Raw genomic sequence first — 18,938 nt, 5'->3', positions numbered from 1 at the left:
ACTTTATAACGCGAGGTTAGTTAATTTATAGTAGTTAACAATAACGAAAAAACAGAGAGGATTTTTTATCATTTACTAAAAAAAGTTAACCATATTCAAAAGAAAAAGACCGTTATAAAAACGGCCTTCCTTACGCTGACAACTCTTTAAGCGTATCACTTAATTTAAAATCCCTTAACTGGAATGAAGCGATCATTGCTGCACTTGTTCCGAGTATAACACTCGCTGCAGCTAGTAATAGCACTTGATTATACGGAATTGTAATAAGCGTTAATTCTAAACTTGATAAGACAATATAACTGAAAATCACTCCACCTCCAATACCTATGATTCCAGCTATCGCACCAAGTAATGTACCTTCTAACCACACAATTCTTCGCATTTGCTTAGGGATAGCTCCTATGGCACGAATCATACTAATCTCAGCACGTCTTTCATGTAAGCTTGCAACAATCGCGTTCATTAAGCCAATACCTGAAATAACAAAAATAATGACTACCAATAAACGAATTAACATAACCATTTGAGATAATAGCTGCTCTTGCTCTTTTAACAAATCGGTACTATTTATAACCTCTATATTATTTTTACCATTTGTTATCTTTGTTACTTTCTTCTTAATTGTTTCAAAAGGTACCTTAGAGTCCGTCATAATTTGAATCGATTCATATCCTTGTACATGAAACATATTTCGCGCCCATTGTTCATTTACGAAGACGTAAGTACTTTGCATTCTCAAGTTTTTCTCGATAATAGAAACGACTTTAATAGACTGTTTTTGCTTCCCTTTCCCTTGCACTTCAATCGTATCATGTAGCTTAATCCCTAAATTTTTTGCTGTTTCTTTTGTAATTACTCCTTCTCCATCTTTTAATGGAGTACTCAAGTTTTGACCAGAAATAACTTTCATCTTGGTCACCTTTTGAAACGCTGTAATATCAGTACCCACAACTTCCATCGCATCATAATTATATTTATTTTTCTTCATAAATTCGTACCATTCTTGATTTGCTTCTTTAAAGTCATAATTTACGAGTTTAGATGTGGAATCAGAGGCTGCTCCGACAATTTCTTTTATCCCTTCAACGTCTTGTATCTTTCCTAGCCAATTAAATGGGATATTTTCAATTCCTTGTGACTCCATTGAAACACGAATGACTAAATCTGCTGGTAAATTCTTTTGTAATCCTTGCTTCATTCCTTCATACATCGCATTCACATACATCGTTCCAACTAGCGATAACATAAATCCAAATGCTAGAATTGCGACTGAAACAGCTGCCTTTTTACGATAACGAATGACATTTCGGCTACTAATTGTTGTCTCAATGCGAAATATCATTTGAAATGGTTTTACAATAACTGGGGTAATAACACGAATACATAACGGAATTGCAAACAACAAACCTACTGCAAATAACAGTGCTCCTATCGCACTTGGATTAAAACCAATATACCTCTCAGCAAACACACCACTTAAACCAATTACAGCACCCACTATTAAAATAACGAGACTGAAAATGCTCCATTTCCGTTCTTTCTTTTGATTGCTTAGAACTCCTGGTCTTAATGCTTCAACAGGAGGAATTTTTCTTACCATAAATGCTGGTATAATCGCGCCTATTACTGACATGATAATCCCTAGTAAAAATGTAATGAATAAAATCTCAACTGAAATAGAAAATGATTCTTGCCCTGTACTTTCTACATTCACCCACTTGTTAATAAAAGAAGCTGCGAGCTGATGTGTGCTAGCACCAAGTACAACTCCTACTAACGAACCAATCGTTCCAATACATAATGCTTCTAATAAAACAACGAAAATTACTTGATTTGGATTACTACCAATCGCACGTAATAAAGCCCATTGTTTAAAGCGACTTCTTACAGATAAGAAGAAGCTTCCCATAATTAAAAGCGCTACAACAAATAAAGCAATTCCGCCTAAACTAAAGACTAATGGCTTCATCACATTTAATCTTTCTAATGCTTTATCTACATATGTACGCTGATCTATTTTAATATTTTCAAATTTTTTATTCGCATCAATAGCAATCATTCTCTTCACATTGACATCAGATGTTTTCACTTGAACAAGGTTAAATTGACCTTGTAAGTTTAATTCCTGTTGCATCCAAGTAATTGGAAAATATGCGCTATGTCCCATTGCTGCCATCAATGGTGGATTCAAAATCCCTACAACTCTCAAATTTTTTCACCGTGCGGTGGAAAAGGCAGACGAATCATATCTCCTACTTTTATATTTTCTCGATCTGTATACCCTTTCGTAAGTGCTACTTCCGCCCCTTCTTTCGGATATCGCCCTTCTGTAATTTTATAAGAACGCATATCGGGAGAATCTTGTTCCACGCCCCAATACGATGGTTTGCCAGAAAGCTCTTTATAATTTGGTAACGGATAAGGAATAAGTACTTTTGATATTTTTTCCGCACTTTCAAGACCGTTCAGTTCTTTTAATTTTTCATCTTTTAAATACACATCATTTTTAATATAACCAAATTGCAAATCATAATCACCATAACGACTCACAACCTGCTCTTTAACACGTTGTTCTACAGACTGATTTCCTAGTAGTAACATTGTTGCTAACATGACACCTAAAGCAGCCCCAAGAGCGATTAACATGTTCCTTAGCCAATTCTGTCTAATAGACTTGGCCGCATATTTAATTATCCAAGACATCGTTCTTATCACCTACCTTAAAGTGCCGATTCATAACCTCTTGAATGTGCGTAACTTGCTGCGGAATATGCCGGAATTTCCATCCTTTACTTTCGGCATGTTCATGAATTACTTCACCATCTAGTAAGAAAACAACTTTATCTGCATGAGCGGCTACAAACGGGTCATGCGTTACAACAACTGCCGTTTGCCCTAATTCATCACAAGCATTACGAAGAGCCGCAATGATATTTTTGCTATTTTCAGAATCCAACGCTCCTGTCGGTTCATCTGCTAATATAATAGCTGGTTCATTGGCAAATGCTCTCGCAATGGCAACCCTTTGCTGCTGGCCACCTGATAATTGCGATGGTAAGTGCTGTTCTTTCCCTTTTAAACCAACAAGCTCTAATAAACGCTTTGCTGCTGTTGTCGCCTTCTTCTGCGGGACATTATCTAACAGTAACGGTAATCCCACATTTTCTTCCGCATTAAATACTGGTATTAAATTAAACTGCTGAAAAATAAAACCTATTTTATGCCTCCGAAACAACGCGAGTTCTTTTTCTTTTAATGATGAAATTTCAGTACAGCCTACTCGAATGCTTCCCGTCGTCGGAATATCTAATCCTCCAAGCAACTGTAAAAGAGTGGTTTTCCCCGACCCACTCGCTCCCATAATACAAACGAAATCACCTTTTTGGATTTGAAGATTAATCCCCTTTAATATCTTTACCTTACTATCACCAATATCAAATGACTTTTCTACCCCTTCAATTTCAATGATATTCATTTTTTATACCCCTTTTTTTTATTTAATTATCTTTATATTAAATATATATTCTGCTGCGAGACCAAGCTTCCTATCACACTGTACTTTTATTGTAATATAAATATATTTTGAAACACACTTCGCAAAATAGCACATCTTACATTTTCTAATAAGAATTTGAATTTCTTGACTCCCCCTCAATTCGTAACCATAATAATTACAATAATGTTTTCTTTTTAAGAAAAAGCTATCAACATATCCACAAATAGGAGGAACAATGATGAAGCATCTAATCGTTTATGCACACCCAAATCCACAAAGCTTCAATCATGCGATTTTAGAAACGGTAAAAAGTGAACTTGAAGAAGTAAAAGAAGTAGTGAATCGTTTATTAGGGTAAAATGAAAACTTCCATCAGTGAGGTTAACGCAGAGTGACATGCTGATTTAATTTTCTCAATAACGGATATGACCGAACATGGTAAAATAGTAAATAGGATGAGAGTCCTAATACATATGTGGTTTTCAAGTCAAAAAAAGACACTCGAAAGGGTGTCTTTTTAACATCCGCATATAGCTAGTACAAACAAAACGAATAGAATAATTACTATGGATATTCCAAAATTGAATGTAATCGTATGATCCATATCCCTTCCCCTTCTCGCAAATCCATTTATAAAAAATATTATTAAAGTAAAAAGACACTCAAGTGAGTGTTTTTTAGCAGCTAAATCCACCTTCCCAACAGCTGTATAATCCCTACTTTAGTAAGTGCTCAAAACAGTAAGCTGTGGATATTTTGACGGATTTACATTACTGTATGTTGATTAACGATGAGTGAGCAGGTCTTTTTCTATAATTTAAACAATGAATGTAATTTTAATATACACTTACGCCCATCCCTACTTAAATCGAATTACAGCCTTCATTCAGCAAAAAACAGGCAATCTAAAAGATTGCCTGTCCACTATTACATCTTCTCAATCCACTCTGTCAAGTTATGCACAACTTGTGTTGGCTGCACGTCATACTCTGTTAACTTCTCCACAGTTGTGACTCCAGTGTGGACAAGAAGTGTATGCATACCAGCATTTATCCCCGCTAAAATGTCAGTATCATAGTTATCCCCAACCATTAGCGCTTCTTCTTTCGCCATGCCAAGTACTTTTAGTGCTTGTTCCATAATAATGGATTCTGGTTTTCCGATAAAGATTGGCTCTACACCTGTTGATACTGTAACAACAGATGTTAAGGAACCGTTTCCAGGTAATAAACCACGCTCAGTTGGAATGGCAATATCTCCATTTGTTGAAATAAATGTCGCACCATTACGTACTGCAAGACATGCTTTCGCTAGCTTTTCATATGTAATTTCGCGATCTAATCCAACAACGACAAAGTCAGGATTTTCATCCACAAGCTTGAATCCTTTTTCTACAAGTGCGTCATGCAATCCTTCTTCACCAATCATATACACAGACGCATCTTGTTTACGCTCATAAATAAAGTTTGCTGTTGCCATGCTTGTTGTAAATACTTGCTCTGGTTTAGCTGGAATATCGAAACGAACAAGCTTTTCTGCCACTTGCTCTGGCTTACGCGTTGAGTTATTCGTTACAAACAAATAGGGAATGCCGCGCTCCTGTAGTGCTTTTACAAAGTCGCTTGCTTCTTCAATTTGTTCTTCACCGCGATACATTGTACCATCTAAGTCGATTAAATAGCCTTTATACATCCATCTGTCTCTCCTTTTTGTCTAGCGTTCATACCCTTCTTATATTAACCGCTTTTTCCAAAGAAAAAAACGCTTCGTCTAAAAGCGTCCCATAACGTTCATTTTTTCTCTTGTATGTGATACGAACAGTGACAGTCACCATTGCACATATTTGATAACACTTTCACATTTTTATCAGAAAACAACCGCTTATACATGTTTTCTTCCTCCAAACAAAGCTGTGGATATTTTTCAGCAACAGCCTTTAATGGACAATTTTGTTTTTGTAATATGTATGAGTTTTCTCCCTCTTGCTTCACCTGTACCATATATCCGTTTTTCTCTTGAATAGCGGCAACTTCCCGGAGCTTTTGTAATACATTATCTTGGCTGCTCATTCGCTTTTGTAATTGCTCCTCCATCCGATTCGTTCTCGCCTTTAAAATAGCATTAACAAGTGTTTCATCACCGATTGACTCTAAATCCTCTAACACTTCTAAAGCAAATTGCTTATAATCTTTCGGAAACGAATCTTCTCCTTTTTGACTTAGGCCGTATAAATATGTTGGCCTTCCCACATGTTGACGCACCATTTTCGACTGAATGATTTCTTCTTTCTCAAGCTTACTTAAATGACGACGTACTGCCATCTCCGTAATCTCTAAAGATTCAGCTAACGATGCAACTGTTTGTTCACCATTTATTTTTAAAAGCTGTACAATTTCTTCCTTCGTTGTACGTGCTTCCCCCATTTCTCATCCTTCTCTCTTTTGAGCCGTTCCCATAGACAAAAAAGACCCCCAAAAAGGTTAATGGGGATCTTATCCATGCGCTTATTCTGCTACAAATGCAGATACAGGCCCTAATTCCTTTTCTAAGTAACGGCGAATATTCGCAGGGTATTTTTGTACCACGGCAATTTGTTTTTGAATCGTTGTATATAATTCTTCATGGTTCATTTGAATATAATCTTGCATAAGCATTTTCCGAAGAACAATCACTTCTTTTATCCCTTTTCCTTCTTCCTCACTTATGACTTTTTCGTCCATTAAAATATCAATAATATCTTCATAACTCCCTGGATCACGCATAATAAATCCATCAATCATTGCATTTCCAACATCTAGTATGCAATCAATGATGAGATGCGACATACGCTCTAATGCGTAATATTCAAAATCCGTTTCATATTCTTGCTTCTCTTGAAATGTATCTACTACTTGTTCTAAACATGCTAACATTTGCTCTATTTTTTTTCTGTCTACAAAGTACATGAATGTCACCTACCTGGAAATTAAAGCATTTACATTTTAATTGTAACCGTTTCTTCTGAAAAAATCGACAATTTTTCGAATTCACCTTTCACGCGTTATTTGTTATAGTTATAATTGTATGATTTTTGAAATTGGAGGAATGTCACCTTGGAACGTGAACTCGCATTAGAAATTGTCCGTGTAACAGAAGCAGCAGCCTTAGCATCCGCACAATGGATGGGCCGCGGAAAGAAAAACGAAGCAGATGATGCAGCAACTACCGCTATGCGTGATATGTTTGATTCAGTAAACATGGCAGGTACTGTTGTAATTGGTGAAGGAGAACTTGATGAAGCACCAATGTTATATATTGGTGAGGAACTAGGAACAGGTAACGGTCCAGAAGTAGATATCGCCGTTGATCCATTAGAAGGGACAAACATCGTTGCAAAAGGTCTTGCAAATGCAATGGCAGTTATTGCAGTCGCAGATAAAGGAAACCTTCTTCATGCTCCGGATATGTACATGGAAAAAATCGCGGTTGGTCCAAAAGCAGCTGGTAAAATTAGCTTAGATGATCCAATTGAAAAAACAATTGATATTGTAGCAGAAGCAAACAATAAGAAAATTCGTGACTTAACGGTTATCGTCCAAGAACGTGAACGTCATCAAGATATTATTAACCGTGTTCGCGCAAAAGGTGCACGTGTAAAACTATTCGGTGATGGAGATGTTGGTGCGTCAATCGCAACAGCTCTTCCAGGAACAGGTATTGACTTATTCGTTGGTATTGGCGGCGCTCCAGAAGGCGTTATCTCTGCAGCAGCACTAAAATGTCTTGAAGGCGAAATGCAAGCACGCTTAGTTCCAATGAACGAAGAAGAAGAAGCACGTTGCCGTAAAATGGGATTAGAAGATCCTCGTCAACTTCTTATGTTAGATGACTTAGTATCTGGTGACGACGCAATCTTCTCAGCAACAGGCGTATCTGCTGGCGAGTTATTAGATGGTGTGAAATTCCTTGGCGGAGACTTAGCAGAAACATATTCTATCGTTATGCGCTACAAAACAAGAACGGTACGCTTTATTAAAACGCATCACCATTTAGATCATAAGCCTCACTTAAACTTAGATATTTAAAAAAGGAGCCTGTGTAGTATGGAAGAACGTTTCTTTCTTTACGACGATACAGTCGATACAAAAACGCGTTTCGTTAGCTTTATGGGAGAAAATGAGCGCCACGATTTAGCGCTTTTATATTCCGATCGCCATTACGGTAAAACAATTGTCCTTGATATGCAGCGTAATAAATTTGCAATCATCGGCACTGACGATTTAAACGAACCCGGCTACTTAGAGCACGCTTTTTCTGTCTCTGAAGAGATTGCAGAAGAACTTCGCTCATTCTTATTTGAACTTATATAATATTATGGCACCAGCTACCTCGATAGCTGGTGTTTTTTATACATAACAAAGTTTTGAATTTTCAATCTTTTATGTTATACTTATGAGCAAATCTATTTGGAAGAAAGGACGTCTACTACGTATGCCAACATTTACTTTGTAATGGATCAGCAATTGAATAGCATTACTCTCAAAAAAGCTGTGTGCTTTATCAAGGGAGTAGTCTGTTCATTTCCCATTACAAAGGAACGTAACGCATCTGTAGTATGATGTTTACGGAGGTTCCTCTTAAGGGACCCTCCTTTTATTTTTGTCTATTTCTTCCCTATTCATACTGCAAGACATCCAAATAGCTGTATTACGTTCCTTTACCCAATATATACGAGGTGAAGGAAAATGCAGAAAGTACAACTTTCTTGGAATTTATATGAAAATGAATTTGAAACGACAGTCGAAAAACATTGTAAAAATTGCGGGCATACCACCCTTTTTACTGACATAAACGTTCGTAGGCATAACGCAAATGGAAAGAACATTTACCGCTTTGCCATTTATAAATGCTCAAAAGGACATACGTGGAACAAGAAACTTCACATTTATAAGTCTTTTTCTGATCATGTTGAAACGATCGATGTGTTTCAAAAAGAACAAGGTGAGATGATCACTACTATCTCGATTATGCAATATAAAGAAGCTGGCACTACAGAATTAACCATTGTATTAGAAACAGTTTTGGGCTCTCATCGCATGGATAAAGCACTCGCTGCGTATATTTCAGATTGGAGCCGCACCACGATTGTAGACAGAATGAAAAACGGACACATTCAGTTGAACGGACAACAGATGAAACCAAATACAACCCTTTCAGAAGGTGATCTTATTTCAATTTGCTTGTAAAGGGGATAAATGATTATATTTGCCGCGGCGCTGTTTTATTTTTCAAGTAAACCAAAGCCCTATACTTGAGTAAAAAAAATTCCTCTTACGCCTATCGTAAGAGGAATTCTTTTTACTTCTTCACTTTTCGTAATACAAAGTGTGCACAACCAAAATTACAGTACTCGTATAAGTACTCCGATAGTGTACTAATTTTCGTATCATATGTCGCACGTTGGTTACTATCATCAAAGAAGCCGCGCAATCTGAGTTGATCGTACCCCCAGTCACCAACGATATAATCATATTTATTTAAAATTTCTGCATAGCGTTCTTTAAATGCTTCTTCACGAAAACCGTTACGATAGTCTTTAATTACTTCGTATTGAACATTATTAATGCTCATTGTAGCATGAATCTCCTGCTTTTGCTCCATCATTAACTTCCTTTCTAAGCATTCTTCTTTTTATCGTATCACAAAGCCTAACAACCAACAATTTCAAATACAAAAAATTGAAAAGTAGTAAATGCTATGGAGAAGGAGGTGATACATCTTGAAAAAACAAATGATACTCTCTCTTCTCACGCTCTCTTTATTTGTAGGTTGCTACTCGACAAATAAAGCGGAAATGGAACATGAAAAAGGCAGCCGCGTTCTTGTCTCCAATAAAAACGACATGTATCATACAGAAAATACAAATACAAAGCTTACAAGAGTCGGATACTCCTCTAAACAAAAACATGAAGTATCTAACAAACAAGTGGGTGCCATTAACCGCGAGAAGGTAGCTGAAATGATTACAAGTATGACAGTAAATCTTCCGGATGTCACAAATGCTGCTACACTTGTGACCGATGACGAAGTATTTGTTGTATACAAAGCAAAAACAAACGATCCTGCTCTTGTAACAGATCAAGTATATAAAACGGCTTTATCCATCGTTCCCCGTTATTATAAAGCATATGTATCAACAGACCAAAAATTGATCACGCAAATTCAAGGCCTGCAATCTGGTACATTAAACAATAAAGAATATGAACAAAGCCTTGATATGCTAAAACGTGAAATGGGGAAAAATCCGCATTTGAATAATACGCAGAATCAAACATTAAATGACATGCTTAAAAAATAAAAAAGATGGCGGCTGCCCACTTGAGACAGCCCCATCTTTTTATTTTTTACGGTTATCTGCGTATACCGCCATTGCATCGCACATAAACTGTGCTAAACCTTCTCCAAATTGGTCAATATTTTTTGTAAAACGTTCATCATCTACATACATTTGACCTAATCCTTTGAATGCCTCTAATGAATATTGACCGAAGTTTTGCAAGTAATCGTACCATTCTTGAATTGCTTCTTGTGCTTCTTTAGAATCAGGCGCGCCATTTCGAAGTGTAGCCAGCTTTCTATAAATACCATTAAACTCTTCTTGCTTTTCTTTAGGCATGCCAGCTGCTGTCTTATTCGCTTTATCCACAGCTTCGTCTCCCCATCTCTCACGTGCTTCTTGCTCATATGGGTTTTGACTGAAATCAAATCCTTCAAATTTTTCTTTATTCGTCATTTGAATCTCTCCTTTTGTATGCTTAATTGTCTTATCAATTGTCGCAATCACCTTATCCAGTCTAGCTCGCTTCTCGAGCAGCATTTTCTTATGCAATTGAAGCGCTTCTTCCCGGTCAAATGAAGGACTCATGATAATTTCCTTAATCTTCTTTAAAGGGAAGCCAAGCTCTTTAAAAAATAAAATTTGCTGCAATGTCTCTAAATTTTCATTGGAATACAGACGATACCCTGACTCTGTCGTCTCATCTGGGGTTAACAACCCAATTTCATCATAATGATGCAGTGTGCGCACACTAATACCAACTAAATCAGCTACTTCTTTTACCCTCATTGTCATTGTTTCGCCTCCCTTAATACATACAATAAAATATTACGTAACGTGAGAGTCAATAAAAAATGATTATTAAATTATGTGTTTTTTATGACTAAAAGCTCCTCCACTCCACATTCCCTTAAAATTCAGGCATAATATATATGTACATATATTAGAAAGCGGTGAAAAATATGGTTTCAAATGCTGTAATTACCAGTATGATTGTGCAACTAGCGATTTCGGTTCTAGTTCCAATTATTGTACTTGTTTATTTTCGAAAAAAATATCATATAAACTGGAAAGTTGTTGGTGTTGGGGTTCTTATCTTTATTGGATTTTCACAAATTCTCGAAACACCTTTTCACGTATTTATGCTGGGCAATCCAACAACATCGGAAATATTGAAAAACCCATTTCTTTATGCCATCTATGGTGGACTTACTGCCGCTATCTTTGAAGAAGCAGGTCGATTCATAGCCTTCTTCTATTTACTTAAGAAATATCAAGAATATAAAGATGGTTTAGCATATGGAATTGGACACGGAGGGATTGAATCTATTTCAATTGGGGCTCTAGCTAGTCTTCAAACTCTATACTTTGCTATTTCAATCAATAATGGAAGTTTTTCAAAACTTATTGAAAAAGCCCCTCAGCTCAGTCAAGTGCAAGATTTATTACTTAGCACTCCTTCCTATCTCTACCTACTTGGTAGCTTAGAAAGAATCTTAGCTTTGGTCTTACAAATCGCCTTCTCAATGCTTGTATTATACGGCGTAAAACATAAGAAATATATTTTTGTTATATATGCCGGCTTGTTCCATGCATTTATAGACTTCTTTGCAGCTCTTTATCAAAAGCAAGTTATCAACATATTTGTTGCAGAAGGAATCACGCTTATTTTTACAATTTGCGCTTTCATTCTTATTCGTAAAATGAAAGACAAATTAACAATTGAATCAGAAAAAAGCTAAGCCCACGTGAGCTTAGCTTTTTTCTATAGAGGATTTTTTTCCTATTTGTCGAAGTATGTATGGTCAACTTGAAAAATGAGGGATGGATTTTGAAAAAACTTATCGTAGTACGTCACTGTTCAGCAACTGGACAAGAACGAGATGCAGCACTAACAATTGCAGGGGAAAAACAAGCACACTTTCTTGCTAATTTTCTCATACAGAATAACCTGCAAATAGAGTCCATTATTTCAAGCCCTTTTACTCGAGCCATTCAATCCATTGCACCATTTGCATTACGAACCAATCTACCCGTAGGCGAAGATGAGCGCCTAGAGGAACGCATATTAAGCAATAATCCAATGGAAGATTGGCTACAAAAACTAGAATATACTTTTACAAATATAGATATTGCCTTTTTAGGCGGAGAGTCAACAAAACAAGCGATGGACCGCGTCGCATCGCTTATTCAAGACATTTTACAACAAGAACACCAAGTAACATTACTTGTTACACATGGAAATTTATTAACGCTCATTTTAAAGTACTTTGATAATCGGATTGGTTTTCTAGAATGGAAAAACTTAAGCAATCCTGATATTTACGAAATTACACTTGATGAACAAACGACAATCCACAGATTGTGGGGGAAGACCGTTGAAAATTGTTACACGAGATAATATTGAACAAGAACATATCTGCTGTGCAATGTCAGACAAAAAAGTGAAACGTGGTGTCGAGCTAAAAAAAGAGTGGCTAAAAGATCGATTTGAAGAAGGACTTATGTTTAAAAAGCTAGATGTAAAAGGAAAGGTGTTCATTGAACACATTCCAGCTGAGTATGCATGGGTGCCTATCTCTGCACCAGGATACACATTCATCAATTGCTTTTGGGTATCGGGGCGTTTTAAAGGGAAAGGCTATGGTGCACAGCTCTTAGAAGAATGTATGCAAGATTCTAAAGCGAAAGGAAAGCATGGAATCGTTGTTATTTCAAGCAAGAAAAAACGCCCCTATTTATCAGATGGCAGCTACTTAAAGAAAAAAGGGTTTCAAGTATGTGATACAGCACCGCCTTATTTTGAATTACTTGTATACAAACTTGATCCAAATGCTCCTTCACCACATTTCACAGCAAGCGCCAAAGACATGAAGATTCCGAATCAAAACGGCTTGGTTGTCTATTATACAAATCAGTGTCCTTATACTGATTATTACATTCATCAAGAATTAGCCAATATCACTCAGCAATATCATATCCCTTTCGAATGCATTCAGTTGACATCGCGAGAAGATGCGCAACATGCTCCTTGTGCCTTCACGACATACGGAGCTTTTTATAACGGAGAATTTTTAACACATGAAATTTTAAGTGCAAAAAAATTTGAAAAAGTCATGTTGAACATGCAACAAATATAGAAAGGGGCATTACAAAAATATGTACGAAGAAGTAATCTCTTTATTACATAAGACAAATGTTTCTTATGAAAAATTTGAACACGAACCAGTTCTCGATTATGAAACAGATCGTGTTGTTCGTGAACGCCTTGGCTTGCAGGGTGCTCCAAGTAAAAGCTTATTTTTAAAATCAAAATCTGGATCCTATTACGTTTTCTTCACATTGGAAGGAACTCGTCTTGAGAAAAACGAAATGAAGGAAATCACGGGGCAGCGCTTATCAATTTGTTCACCTGATGAACTAAGAGAACAAACAGGATGTATTCCGGGATGCGTCGCTCCTTTTGGTTATTCACAGAATGTAACAATTATTGTGGATAGTTCCGTCTATGCCTATGACAAAATTTTAATTACACCGGGTGTTCCGGAATTTACAATTGAATTATCCACAGAAGAATTGAAAAAGATTTTATCCATATGTCAAAATACCGTTTTAGAATATAGAAAAACAAATTGAAAAACCGCGGTAAAACTTCCTTCATTGTTTACTTTATTCTTTCCTATTTAGTTGTGTTTGAAGTAAAAAATCCTTCTTAGTTTTCACGCTAAGAAGGATTTTTTACTATTATTTTGCTTGTGCTGTATTTTCTTTTGCAGAACGTACTTGCTCATCTGCATGGTAAGAAGAACGAACAAGCGGGCCAGCTTCACAGTGGCTAAATCCTTTGCTAAGAGCAATTTCTTTTAACTCTGCAAATTCAGCTGGTGTGTAGTATTTAATAACTGGTAAATGCTTTTTAGATGGTTGTAGGTATTGTCCAAGTGTTAAAATATCCACATTGTTCGCACGTAAGTCGTCCATTGCTTCAATTAAATCTTCTCTTGTTTCACCCAGTCCCACCATAATGCTAGATTTAGTTGGAATATCAGGTTGCATTTCTTTTGCACGACGTAAAAACTCTAATGAACGATCATATTTTGCTCTAGCGCGAACTCGGTCAGATAATCGACGTACTGTTTCAATGTTATGGTTTAAAATATCCGGTTTTGCATCCATTAACATTTTTAAATTTTCTTCTACCCCGCCCATATCAGATGGCAGTACTTCAATAGACGTGAATGGATTTTTGCGACGAACAGCGCGCACTGTTTCAGCAAAAACAGCAGCTCCGCCATCTTTCAAATCATCACGTGCAACCGCTGTTATAACAACGTGTTTTAAGCCCATGTGTACTACAGAATCTGCTACGCGTTCTGGCTCTTGTAAATCAAGCTCCGTTGGTAAGCCTGTTTTAACCGCACAAAAACGACAAGCACGTGTACAAACCGCACCTAAAATCATAAACGTTGCTGTTTTTCTTACAGCCCAGCATTCGTGAATGTTCGGACATTTCGCCTCTTCACAAACGGTATGTAACTGCTTAGAACGCATCATTTTCTTTAAGCCTGTATAGTTTTCATTTGTATTTAACTTAATTTTCAACCATTCGGGCTTGCGCTTATATTCTGTTTGTTTTGTCATGTTATCAACTCCGCACAATATGAAATAGTTTACCGTGTTCGCTTCTTTCAATGTAACATATCTATTCTAACGTATGAAAGCGATTTGCTCAAATGAAGATTCCAAGAATTTTTACCAATGATTTACTATAATGAAATATCTCGTATATCCCACACTAAAAAGAGTGATGTTGTGAAAGGAGTTTATTTTTATGCTTCGAAAGATTGCCTTATTGCTTTCTATTTGTTTTCTTCTTGGGCAAGGCATTGCCTATGGTGAAGTGAATCAAAATCAAATATACGAAAAGCGCATGACACTATATAAAGAAACTGAAAAAGATGCTAATATTCCATGGTATTATTTAGCCGCAATTGATCAATATGAACGCAATATACGGAGCGTAAGAAAAGATATTCCGAAAAAGCCCGATGCTATCATATCAATTTACTTTAAACCAGAAATGTGGGCTGGACCTGCCAATGGTTCTACTAACGATACTCTTCCCCATACGATTTCTCTGTTTGGAGGGATTGGTTTAGATGGCGATAAAGACGGAATTGCAAATGCAAATAACGACCGAGATCTTTTGCATACAATGGCAACTATTATAAAAAAGCAAGGGACTTCAGAAGACCGTATTAAAATTATGCTCTGGGAATATTATAGACGTGCAAAAACAGTTGAATTAATTACCGAATATGCTCGAATCTATAAGCACTATGGTCGTATTAACTTAGAAGGGAATGCCTTCCCTCTTCCTGTCCATAGCGACAATAGCTACCGTAGTACATTTGGCGCTGGGCGGAGTTTTGGAGGAAGACGTATTCATGAAGGCACCGATATTTTCGCAAGGCACGGTGTACCAGTAAGATCTACCTGCTACGGCGTTATTGAAACAAAGGGTTGGAATCGCCTTGGTGGTTGGCGCATCGGCATTCGCGATTTATATAACAATTATCATTATTACGCACATTTAGGTGGCTTTTCTAAAGAAATACAGCTAGGACAAATTGTAGAACCAGGAACCGTTCTTGGCTTCGTTGGTAACACAGGTTATGGACCTCCTGGTACAGCTGGAAAGTTTCCACCACACTTGCACTTTGGATTATATAAAGACAACGGGTATACAGAATGGGCCTTTGATCCGTATATGCATTTAAGTTTGTGGGAGCGGAAAGAACGTGCGAATTTAAAAAACAACCGTAGCTAATTGCTACGGTTGTTTCCTTTTAAGTACTATAATGTCTTTTCAAACTTACTCATCCGTTATAATACATATTTTGTTAATTCCTTGCTTCATTTGATAAAAATTTCCATGTTTTTAGTATTAACTTAAAAAACCAATAAAACACAAAAAAGCGAATGACTAATCATCCGCTTTCTTCCCCTTACTATCTGGCATAACAACTCCGCCGCTTCCATAATAAGATGGTACCTCTCCTTGTACAATTCGTGTTGCAATTGGGATATTTTGTTTTACTGTAATTTCTTTTGTACGAAATGGAATAATTACCTGTAGCGTAACCTGCACTTCCATAACAACTTCAATCGCTGTATTGTTAATTCCATGCGGTTTTACATTTTGCTTAATATCCGTATTCACATGACCAATTGTTGTAAAATCAATCGGAATATCCGGCCCTAAATTACCAAGGAGTGCATTATCCGTTATGCGTCCAAGAGGAACAGACATTGACACTCCGCTCTCTTCTGGAAGACCGAGTGCCTTCATATTCCCCTTCTCCACTTGATGCAAATATTTCTCTATGTATGCAGTAGTCGATGTCAAAATCTCATTTACTTGCTTTGTATTTAAATCGATTGTGGATACTCTTCCATTCTTATCGTTTTGTACTTTCATTAATGAATCCACATCAAATCCTTCCTTAATTCGATCCTTTACCGCTTTCGTCATCACAACCGTTGCCATTTTATGTGTCTGCGTTTCTCCATATTTTATTAATGTAGGTTGAATACTTTTATTCACAATCCAGAATCCTTGTAAAGTTAACAATAAAAAAATGATAAACGAAATGAGTAGTACATGCCGAAAGGGGAGCGGTCCTTTTCGGAAACGCGAAGCTTTTGGACGAAATGTACGCATAAAAAAACCCTCCTTCTTATATCATTTCTATGCAAGAAAGAGGGACGATATATACTTATATCATTTTTAATAAAGCATCTTTTCCAATTGTTCCTGCTGGAATGCCTAGAGCCTCGGCTTCAGTCGTTACCGATTCAAGCGGCGCTTCAAGAAGCTGCTCAATCGTTCTCACACCAACTGCGCGGCCAGCAATAATACCTCGGTCCCCTAACTTCTCGTTTAATAGGCCGACATCTAAAGCTCCACACATAATATATCCCTTATCGCTCATAACAGCCAACAAATTTGTTTTCGGAAGCTTTACGCTAACCGCTATAAACGTATAGTTATCAATGATAATTGGTTCCACATTAACCATAGTTCATACACTCCTCTCTTTCTTATCTTTATGAAAAGAGAAAAATGAGTGTTACAGGTTAACTAGCCTATAGTTTGATGGAAGATGTATAAGTTATCAACATCTCTGTTAACACATCTCGCAATAACTCTGGCATATAATATTGTTTTTCAGAAAGTGTGGATAGTTCTGGGTATAAGTACCCGAATGTAAACATATCAATCGTTCCGACAGTGTATATACGTTCTAACTCTAATGATTCTCCATTAATCAATACATCTTCGAGTAAAATTTTATTTCCAGGAATCGTATCTAATGTAACTTCCAGACCATCATAAATCATTTTCCCCATAACTTTCCCGCGAAAACCAAGGCCTTTTACCTCAAGTTGTTCCATATTTGGACGACGTGCTTTTAAAATAACATCTCGTAATGTTTTTCCTTTTACTTTTAGTGCACATGGATTAATAGGATGTGGACAAATGCGGTGGATATCTCCGCGCGTTACAATTCCTTCTTCTAATCCTTCTAATAACACACCCGCATTGACCATCCCAATTCCCGCATTACACCATTTTTTTAATGCACCTGCTAACATACGGGAAATTTGTGTCTCCTGGAACCAATCAATCGGCAATGGTTCTTTTAACTCAACAATCGGATCTGCCATAATAAGTTCGCTTTCTTTCTCTAACGCTTCAATCGTCGGCAATGACTCTCCGTAAGCTGACAGACGATTTGTACGAATCGCTCTCCCATCCTTTTCTGTCACTCTTTTTGTCTCTAGATCCACCGTTAGCTGAACATGTCCGACATAATGCCCCCACTTTTCTCCGCAGCAAAGCAAGGTCCCCTTCACAAGAACACCACGCTCAAACAAATGATGCGTATGTGCCCCTAAAATAACATCAATATCATAATGCTCTGCCATATACTCATCTGCATTCTTTCCAAGATGAGAAAGAACGACAGTAACATCAGCTTTTTCTTTCACTTCTTCTAAAATTACTTCCAAATGTGCAATTGGATCTTCAATATGCCAATCCAGCATTTCATAGAACTCTGGATAAGCTACCGTTAAGCCTATAAAAGCGATCGTAACTCCATCTGCAGTTGTATGCAGCTTGTACGGTTTTGCCCAATTAGGACGCGTTCCATCTCTTTCAAATAAATTAGCTACAAGCACCTCAAAATTCGCTTCATCGTATAAATGTTCAAGATGCTCCTTCGCTAATGTAATTCCTTCGTTATTTCCAATCGTTACATAATCATATAGCGCTTCGTTTAATAATTTCGTATTGCCCTTGCCATTCGTTGCTTCCGTTATACGATGAAAACGATCCACATGATCGCCAATATCTAATGTGAAAACAGATTCTCCTGCTTTCTGTCTGCGCTTTTTCTCTTCTTGTACAAACCGAGAAATTTGCGGCCAGTTTTCAAAATGACTATGTATATCGTTTGTATGATAAAGGTGAATGATTGTTTCTTTATTTATATCCAGAGAAAAAACCTCCTCTCAATTCCTTACTGCCTTTTACGCTATCTACTTGCAATAATCCTGTAAATACTTTTCGCCTTTTCTTGCTATTTTACATTGTACTCTCATTGGAGGAAAAAGCAAAAAGATACCTTTTAATTAGAAAATTTTCACACTAAAATGGATGTATGGGGGTGATTCCTTTGTTTAACAAATATAGCTTTCTCTCTCTGTGGGTTACATTAGCTGGAGTTGTTTCATTTTCACTCAGTTATGCCCTTGCAGCAAATTTAAGTTTTTTACCAATCATTTTCTTTTTTATTAGCACCGCTTGCATCATCCTCGGTCTCATATTCAGCATGATAGCTATAAACAAGAACGAACCAAGCAAATGGAAGTTTGTCGGTATTTTTGTTCCACTTCTAGCTGTTATTTTCATATTACTCATCCCTGTTCTTATTGGAGCATTTGGATTTAGAGAACCGTAAAAGCACCGATATATTTGCGACCAAGTAAAAAAGCGCCCTGCAAACAGGGCGCTTCACTTTTACCTAATGACTAATATTGGCACTTGGATATAATGTC

The 18,938-nt window shown here is 36.9% G+C and carries 20 protein-coding genes and 2 pseudogenes; 11 read left to right on the top strand and 11 right to left on the bottom strand.

The genetic code is table 11. The annotated features are described in order from the left end of the window. Positions 1–130: 130 nt before the first annotated feature. Positions 131–2,703: pseudogene (locus ACM6HU_RS10335) on the bottom strand (FtsX-like permease family protein). Continuing rightward, positions 2,687–3,475, bottom strand: a complete 789-nt coding sequence (locus tag ACM6HU_RS10330; RefSeq protein WP_016132172.1) for an ABC transporter ATP-binding protein — start codon at positions 3,473–3,475, stop codon at positions 2,687–2,689. Before ACM6HU_RS10330 ends, ACM6HU_RS10335 begins: the two are co-directional and overlap by 17 nt. A 259-nt stretch (positions 3,476–3,734) precedes the next feature. On the opposite strand from ACM6HU_RS10330, the pseudogene ACM6HU_RS10325 reads away from it, so the two are divergent. Continuing rightward, a pseudogene (locus tag ACM6HU_RS10325) lies at positions 3,735–3,821 on the top strand (flavodoxin family protein); the annotation flags it as partial. Positions 3,822–4,423: 602 nt separating this feature from the next. Here ACM6HU_RS10325 and ACM6HU_RS10320 read toward each other — a convergent pair. The 3 genes from ACM6HU_RS10320 to ACM6HU_RS10310 all read right to left on the bottom strand — a co-directional run bounded on the left by ACM6HU_RS10320 (position 4,424) and on the right by ACM6HU_RS10310 (position 6,441). Beyond that, positions 4,424–5,188 (bottom strand): TIGR01457 family HAD-type hydrolase, encoded by a 765-nt coding sequence (locus ACM6HU_RS10320; protein WP_003208886.1) that lies wholly within the window; start codon positions 5,186–5,188, stop codon positions 4,424–4,426. A 98-nt stretch (positions 5,189–5,286) separates the two neighbouring features. Further along, a complete protein-coding gene (locus tag ACM6HU_RS10315) occupies positions 5,287–5,919 on the bottom strand; it encodes a helix-turn-helix transcriptional regulator (RefSeq protein ID WP_016132174.1) in 633 nt (210 codons plus the stop codon). Between the two features lie 81 nt (positions 5,920–6,000). After that, the gene (locus ACM6HU_RS10310; protein WP_003201498.1) at positions 6,001–6,441 is read right to left on the bottom strand and encodes a DUF86 domain-containing protein; all 441 of its coding nucleotides are present in this window, start codon (positions 6,439–6,441) and stop codon (positions 6,001–6,003) included. A gap of 147 nt (positions 6,442–6,588) precedes the next feature. On the opposite strand from ACM6HU_RS10310, the gene glpX reads away from it, so the two are divergent. From glpX to ACM6HU_RS10295, 3 genes are all read left to right on the top strand, one after another. Then, positions 6,589–7,560 carry a class II fructose-bisphosphatase gene (gene glpX / locus ACM6HU_RS10305; protein ID WP_016112379.1) on the top strand — a complete coding sequence of 324 codons (972 nt, stop codon included), beginning with the start codon at positions 6,589–6,591 and terminating at the stop codon, positions 7,558–7,560. 18 nt (positions 7,561–7,578) lie between these two features. After that, complete coding sequence (locus tag ACM6HU_RS10300) at positions 7,579–7,845, top strand: DUF3055 domain-containing protein (RefSeq protein WP_003208880.1); 267 nt, start codon at positions 7,579–7,581, stop codon at positions 7,843–7,845. A 375-nt stretch (positions 7,846–8,220) separates the two neighbouring features. Next, positions 8,221–8,721, top strand: coding sequence for a hypothetical protein (locus ACM6HU_RS10295; RefSeq protein ID WP_016132175.1), 501 nt, complete (start codon positions 8,221–8,223; stop codon positions 8,719–8,721). A 112-nt stretch (positions 8,722–8,833) separates the two neighbouring features. Here the strand turns inward: ACM6HU_RS10295 and ACM6HU_RS10290 are convergent, their stop codons facing one another. After that, a complete protein-coding gene (locus ACM6HU_RS10290; protein ID WP_371388589.1) occupies positions 8,834–9,106 on the bottom strand; it encodes a YutD family protein in 273 nt (90 codons plus the stop codon). Between the two features lie 148 nt (positions 9,107–9,254). On the opposite strand from ACM6HU_RS10290, the gene ACM6HU_RS10285 reads away from it, so the two are divergent. Then, entirely contained in the window at positions 9,255–9,833 is a 579-nt protein-coding gene (locus ACM6HU_RS10285) for a YhcN/YlaJ family sporulation lipoprotein (RefSeq protein WP_016112382.1), read from the top strand. Between the two features lie 39 nt (positions 9,834–9,872). Here ACM6HU_RS10285 and ACM6HU_RS10280 read toward each other — a convergent pair whose 3' ends face one another. Beyond that, entirely contained in the window at positions 9,873–10,607 is a 735-nt protein-coding gene (locus ACM6HU_RS10280; protein ID WP_016112383.1) for a MerR family transcriptional regulator, read from the bottom strand. 167 nt (positions 10,608–10,774) lie between these two features. On the opposite strand from ACM6HU_RS10280, the gene ACM6HU_RS10275 reads away from it, so the two are divergent. From ACM6HU_RS10275 to ACM6HU_RS10260, 4 genes are all read left to right on the top strand, one after another. After that, positions 10,775–11,554 carry a YhfC family intramembrane metalloprotease gene (locus tag ACM6HU_RS10275; protein ID WP_016132176.1) on the top strand — a complete coding sequence of 260 codons (780 nt, stop codon included), beginning with the start codon at positions 10,775–10,777 and terminating at the stop codon, positions 11,552–11,554. 89 nt (positions 11,555–11,643) lie between these two features. Then, entirely contained in the window at positions 11,644–12,213 is a 570-nt protein-coding gene (locus ACM6HU_RS10270; RefSeq protein WP_016132177.1) for a histidine phosphatase family protein, read from the top strand. Between the two features lie 28 nt (positions 12,214–12,241). After that, the gene (locus ACM6HU_RS10265; RefSeq protein WP_077295395.1) at positions 12,242–12,952 is read left to right on the top strand and encodes an N-acetyltransferase; all 711 of its coding nucleotides are present in this window, start codon (positions 12,242–12,244) and stop codon (positions 12,950–12,952) included. 19 nt (positions 12,953–12,971) lie between these two features. Beyond that, positions 12,972–13,448 carry a YbaK/EbsC family protein gene (locus tag ACM6HU_RS10260; protein WP_016132179.1) on the top strand — a complete coding sequence of 159 codons (477 nt, stop codon included), beginning with the start codon at positions 12,972–12,974 and terminating at the stop codon, positions 13,446–13,448. Between the two features lie 108 nt (positions 13,449–13,556). Here ACM6HU_RS10260 and lipA read toward each other — a convergent pair whose 3' ends face one another. Next, a complete protein-coding gene (gene lipA / locus ACM6HU_RS10255; RefSeq protein ID WP_003201659.1) occupies positions 13,557–14,453 on the bottom strand; it encodes a lipoyl synthase in 897 nt (298 codons plus the stop codon). Positions 14,454–14,643: 190 nt separating this feature from the next. Between lipA and ACM6HU_RS10250 the strand changes: the two genes are divergently transcribed. After that, positions 14,644–15,642, top strand: coding sequence for a M23 family metallopeptidase (locus ACM6HU_RS10250; protein WP_003208964.1), 999 nt, complete (start codon positions 14,644–14,646; stop codon positions 15,640–15,642). 156 nt (positions 15,643–15,798) lie between these two features. On the opposite strand, the gene yunB is transcribed toward ACM6HU_RS10250, so the two are convergent. From yunB to ACM6HU_RS10235, 3 genes are all read right to left on the bottom strand, one after another. Further along, positions 15,799–16,536, bottom strand: coding sequence for a sporulation protein YunB (yunB, locus tag ACM6HU_RS10245; RefSeq protein ID WP_016132180.1), 738 nt, complete (start codon positions 16,534–16,536; stop codon positions 15,799–15,801). Between the two features lie 55 nt (positions 16,537–16,591). Continuing rightward, complete coding sequence (locus tag ACM6HU_RS10240) at positions 16,592–16,894, bottom strand: YunC family protein (RefSeq protein ID WP_003201652.1); 303 nt, start codon at positions 16,892–16,894, stop codon at positions 16,592–16,594. 67 nt (positions 16,895–16,961) lie between these two features. Next, entirely contained in the window at positions 16,962–18,353 is a 1,392-nt protein-coding gene (locus ACM6HU_RS10235; RefSeq protein ID WP_077295358.1) for a bifunctional metallophosphatase/5'-nucleotidase, read from the bottom strand. 194 nt (positions 18,354–18,547) lie between these two features. Between ACM6HU_RS10235 and ACM6HU_RS10230 the strand changes: the two genes are divergently transcribed. Then, positions 18,548–18,841 carry a hypothetical protein gene (locus tag ACM6HU_RS10230; protein ID WP_141522328.1) on the top strand — a complete coding sequence of 98 codons (294 nt, stop codon included), beginning with the start codon at positions 18,548–18,550 and terminating at the stop codon, positions 18,839–18,841. The last annotated feature ends 97 nt before the right edge of the window (positions 18,842–18,938 follow it).

Origin of the sequence: Bacillus sp. IT-79MI2, assembly GCF_949768135.1 — a bacterium.
GTDB classification, from domain to species: Bacteria; Bacillota; Bacilli; order Bacillales; family Bacillaceae_G; genus Bacillus_A; species Bacillus_A pseudomycoides.
Note: the sequence above shows the minus strand (reverse complement) of the source record. Positions and strands in the feature narration are given on the sequence as shown.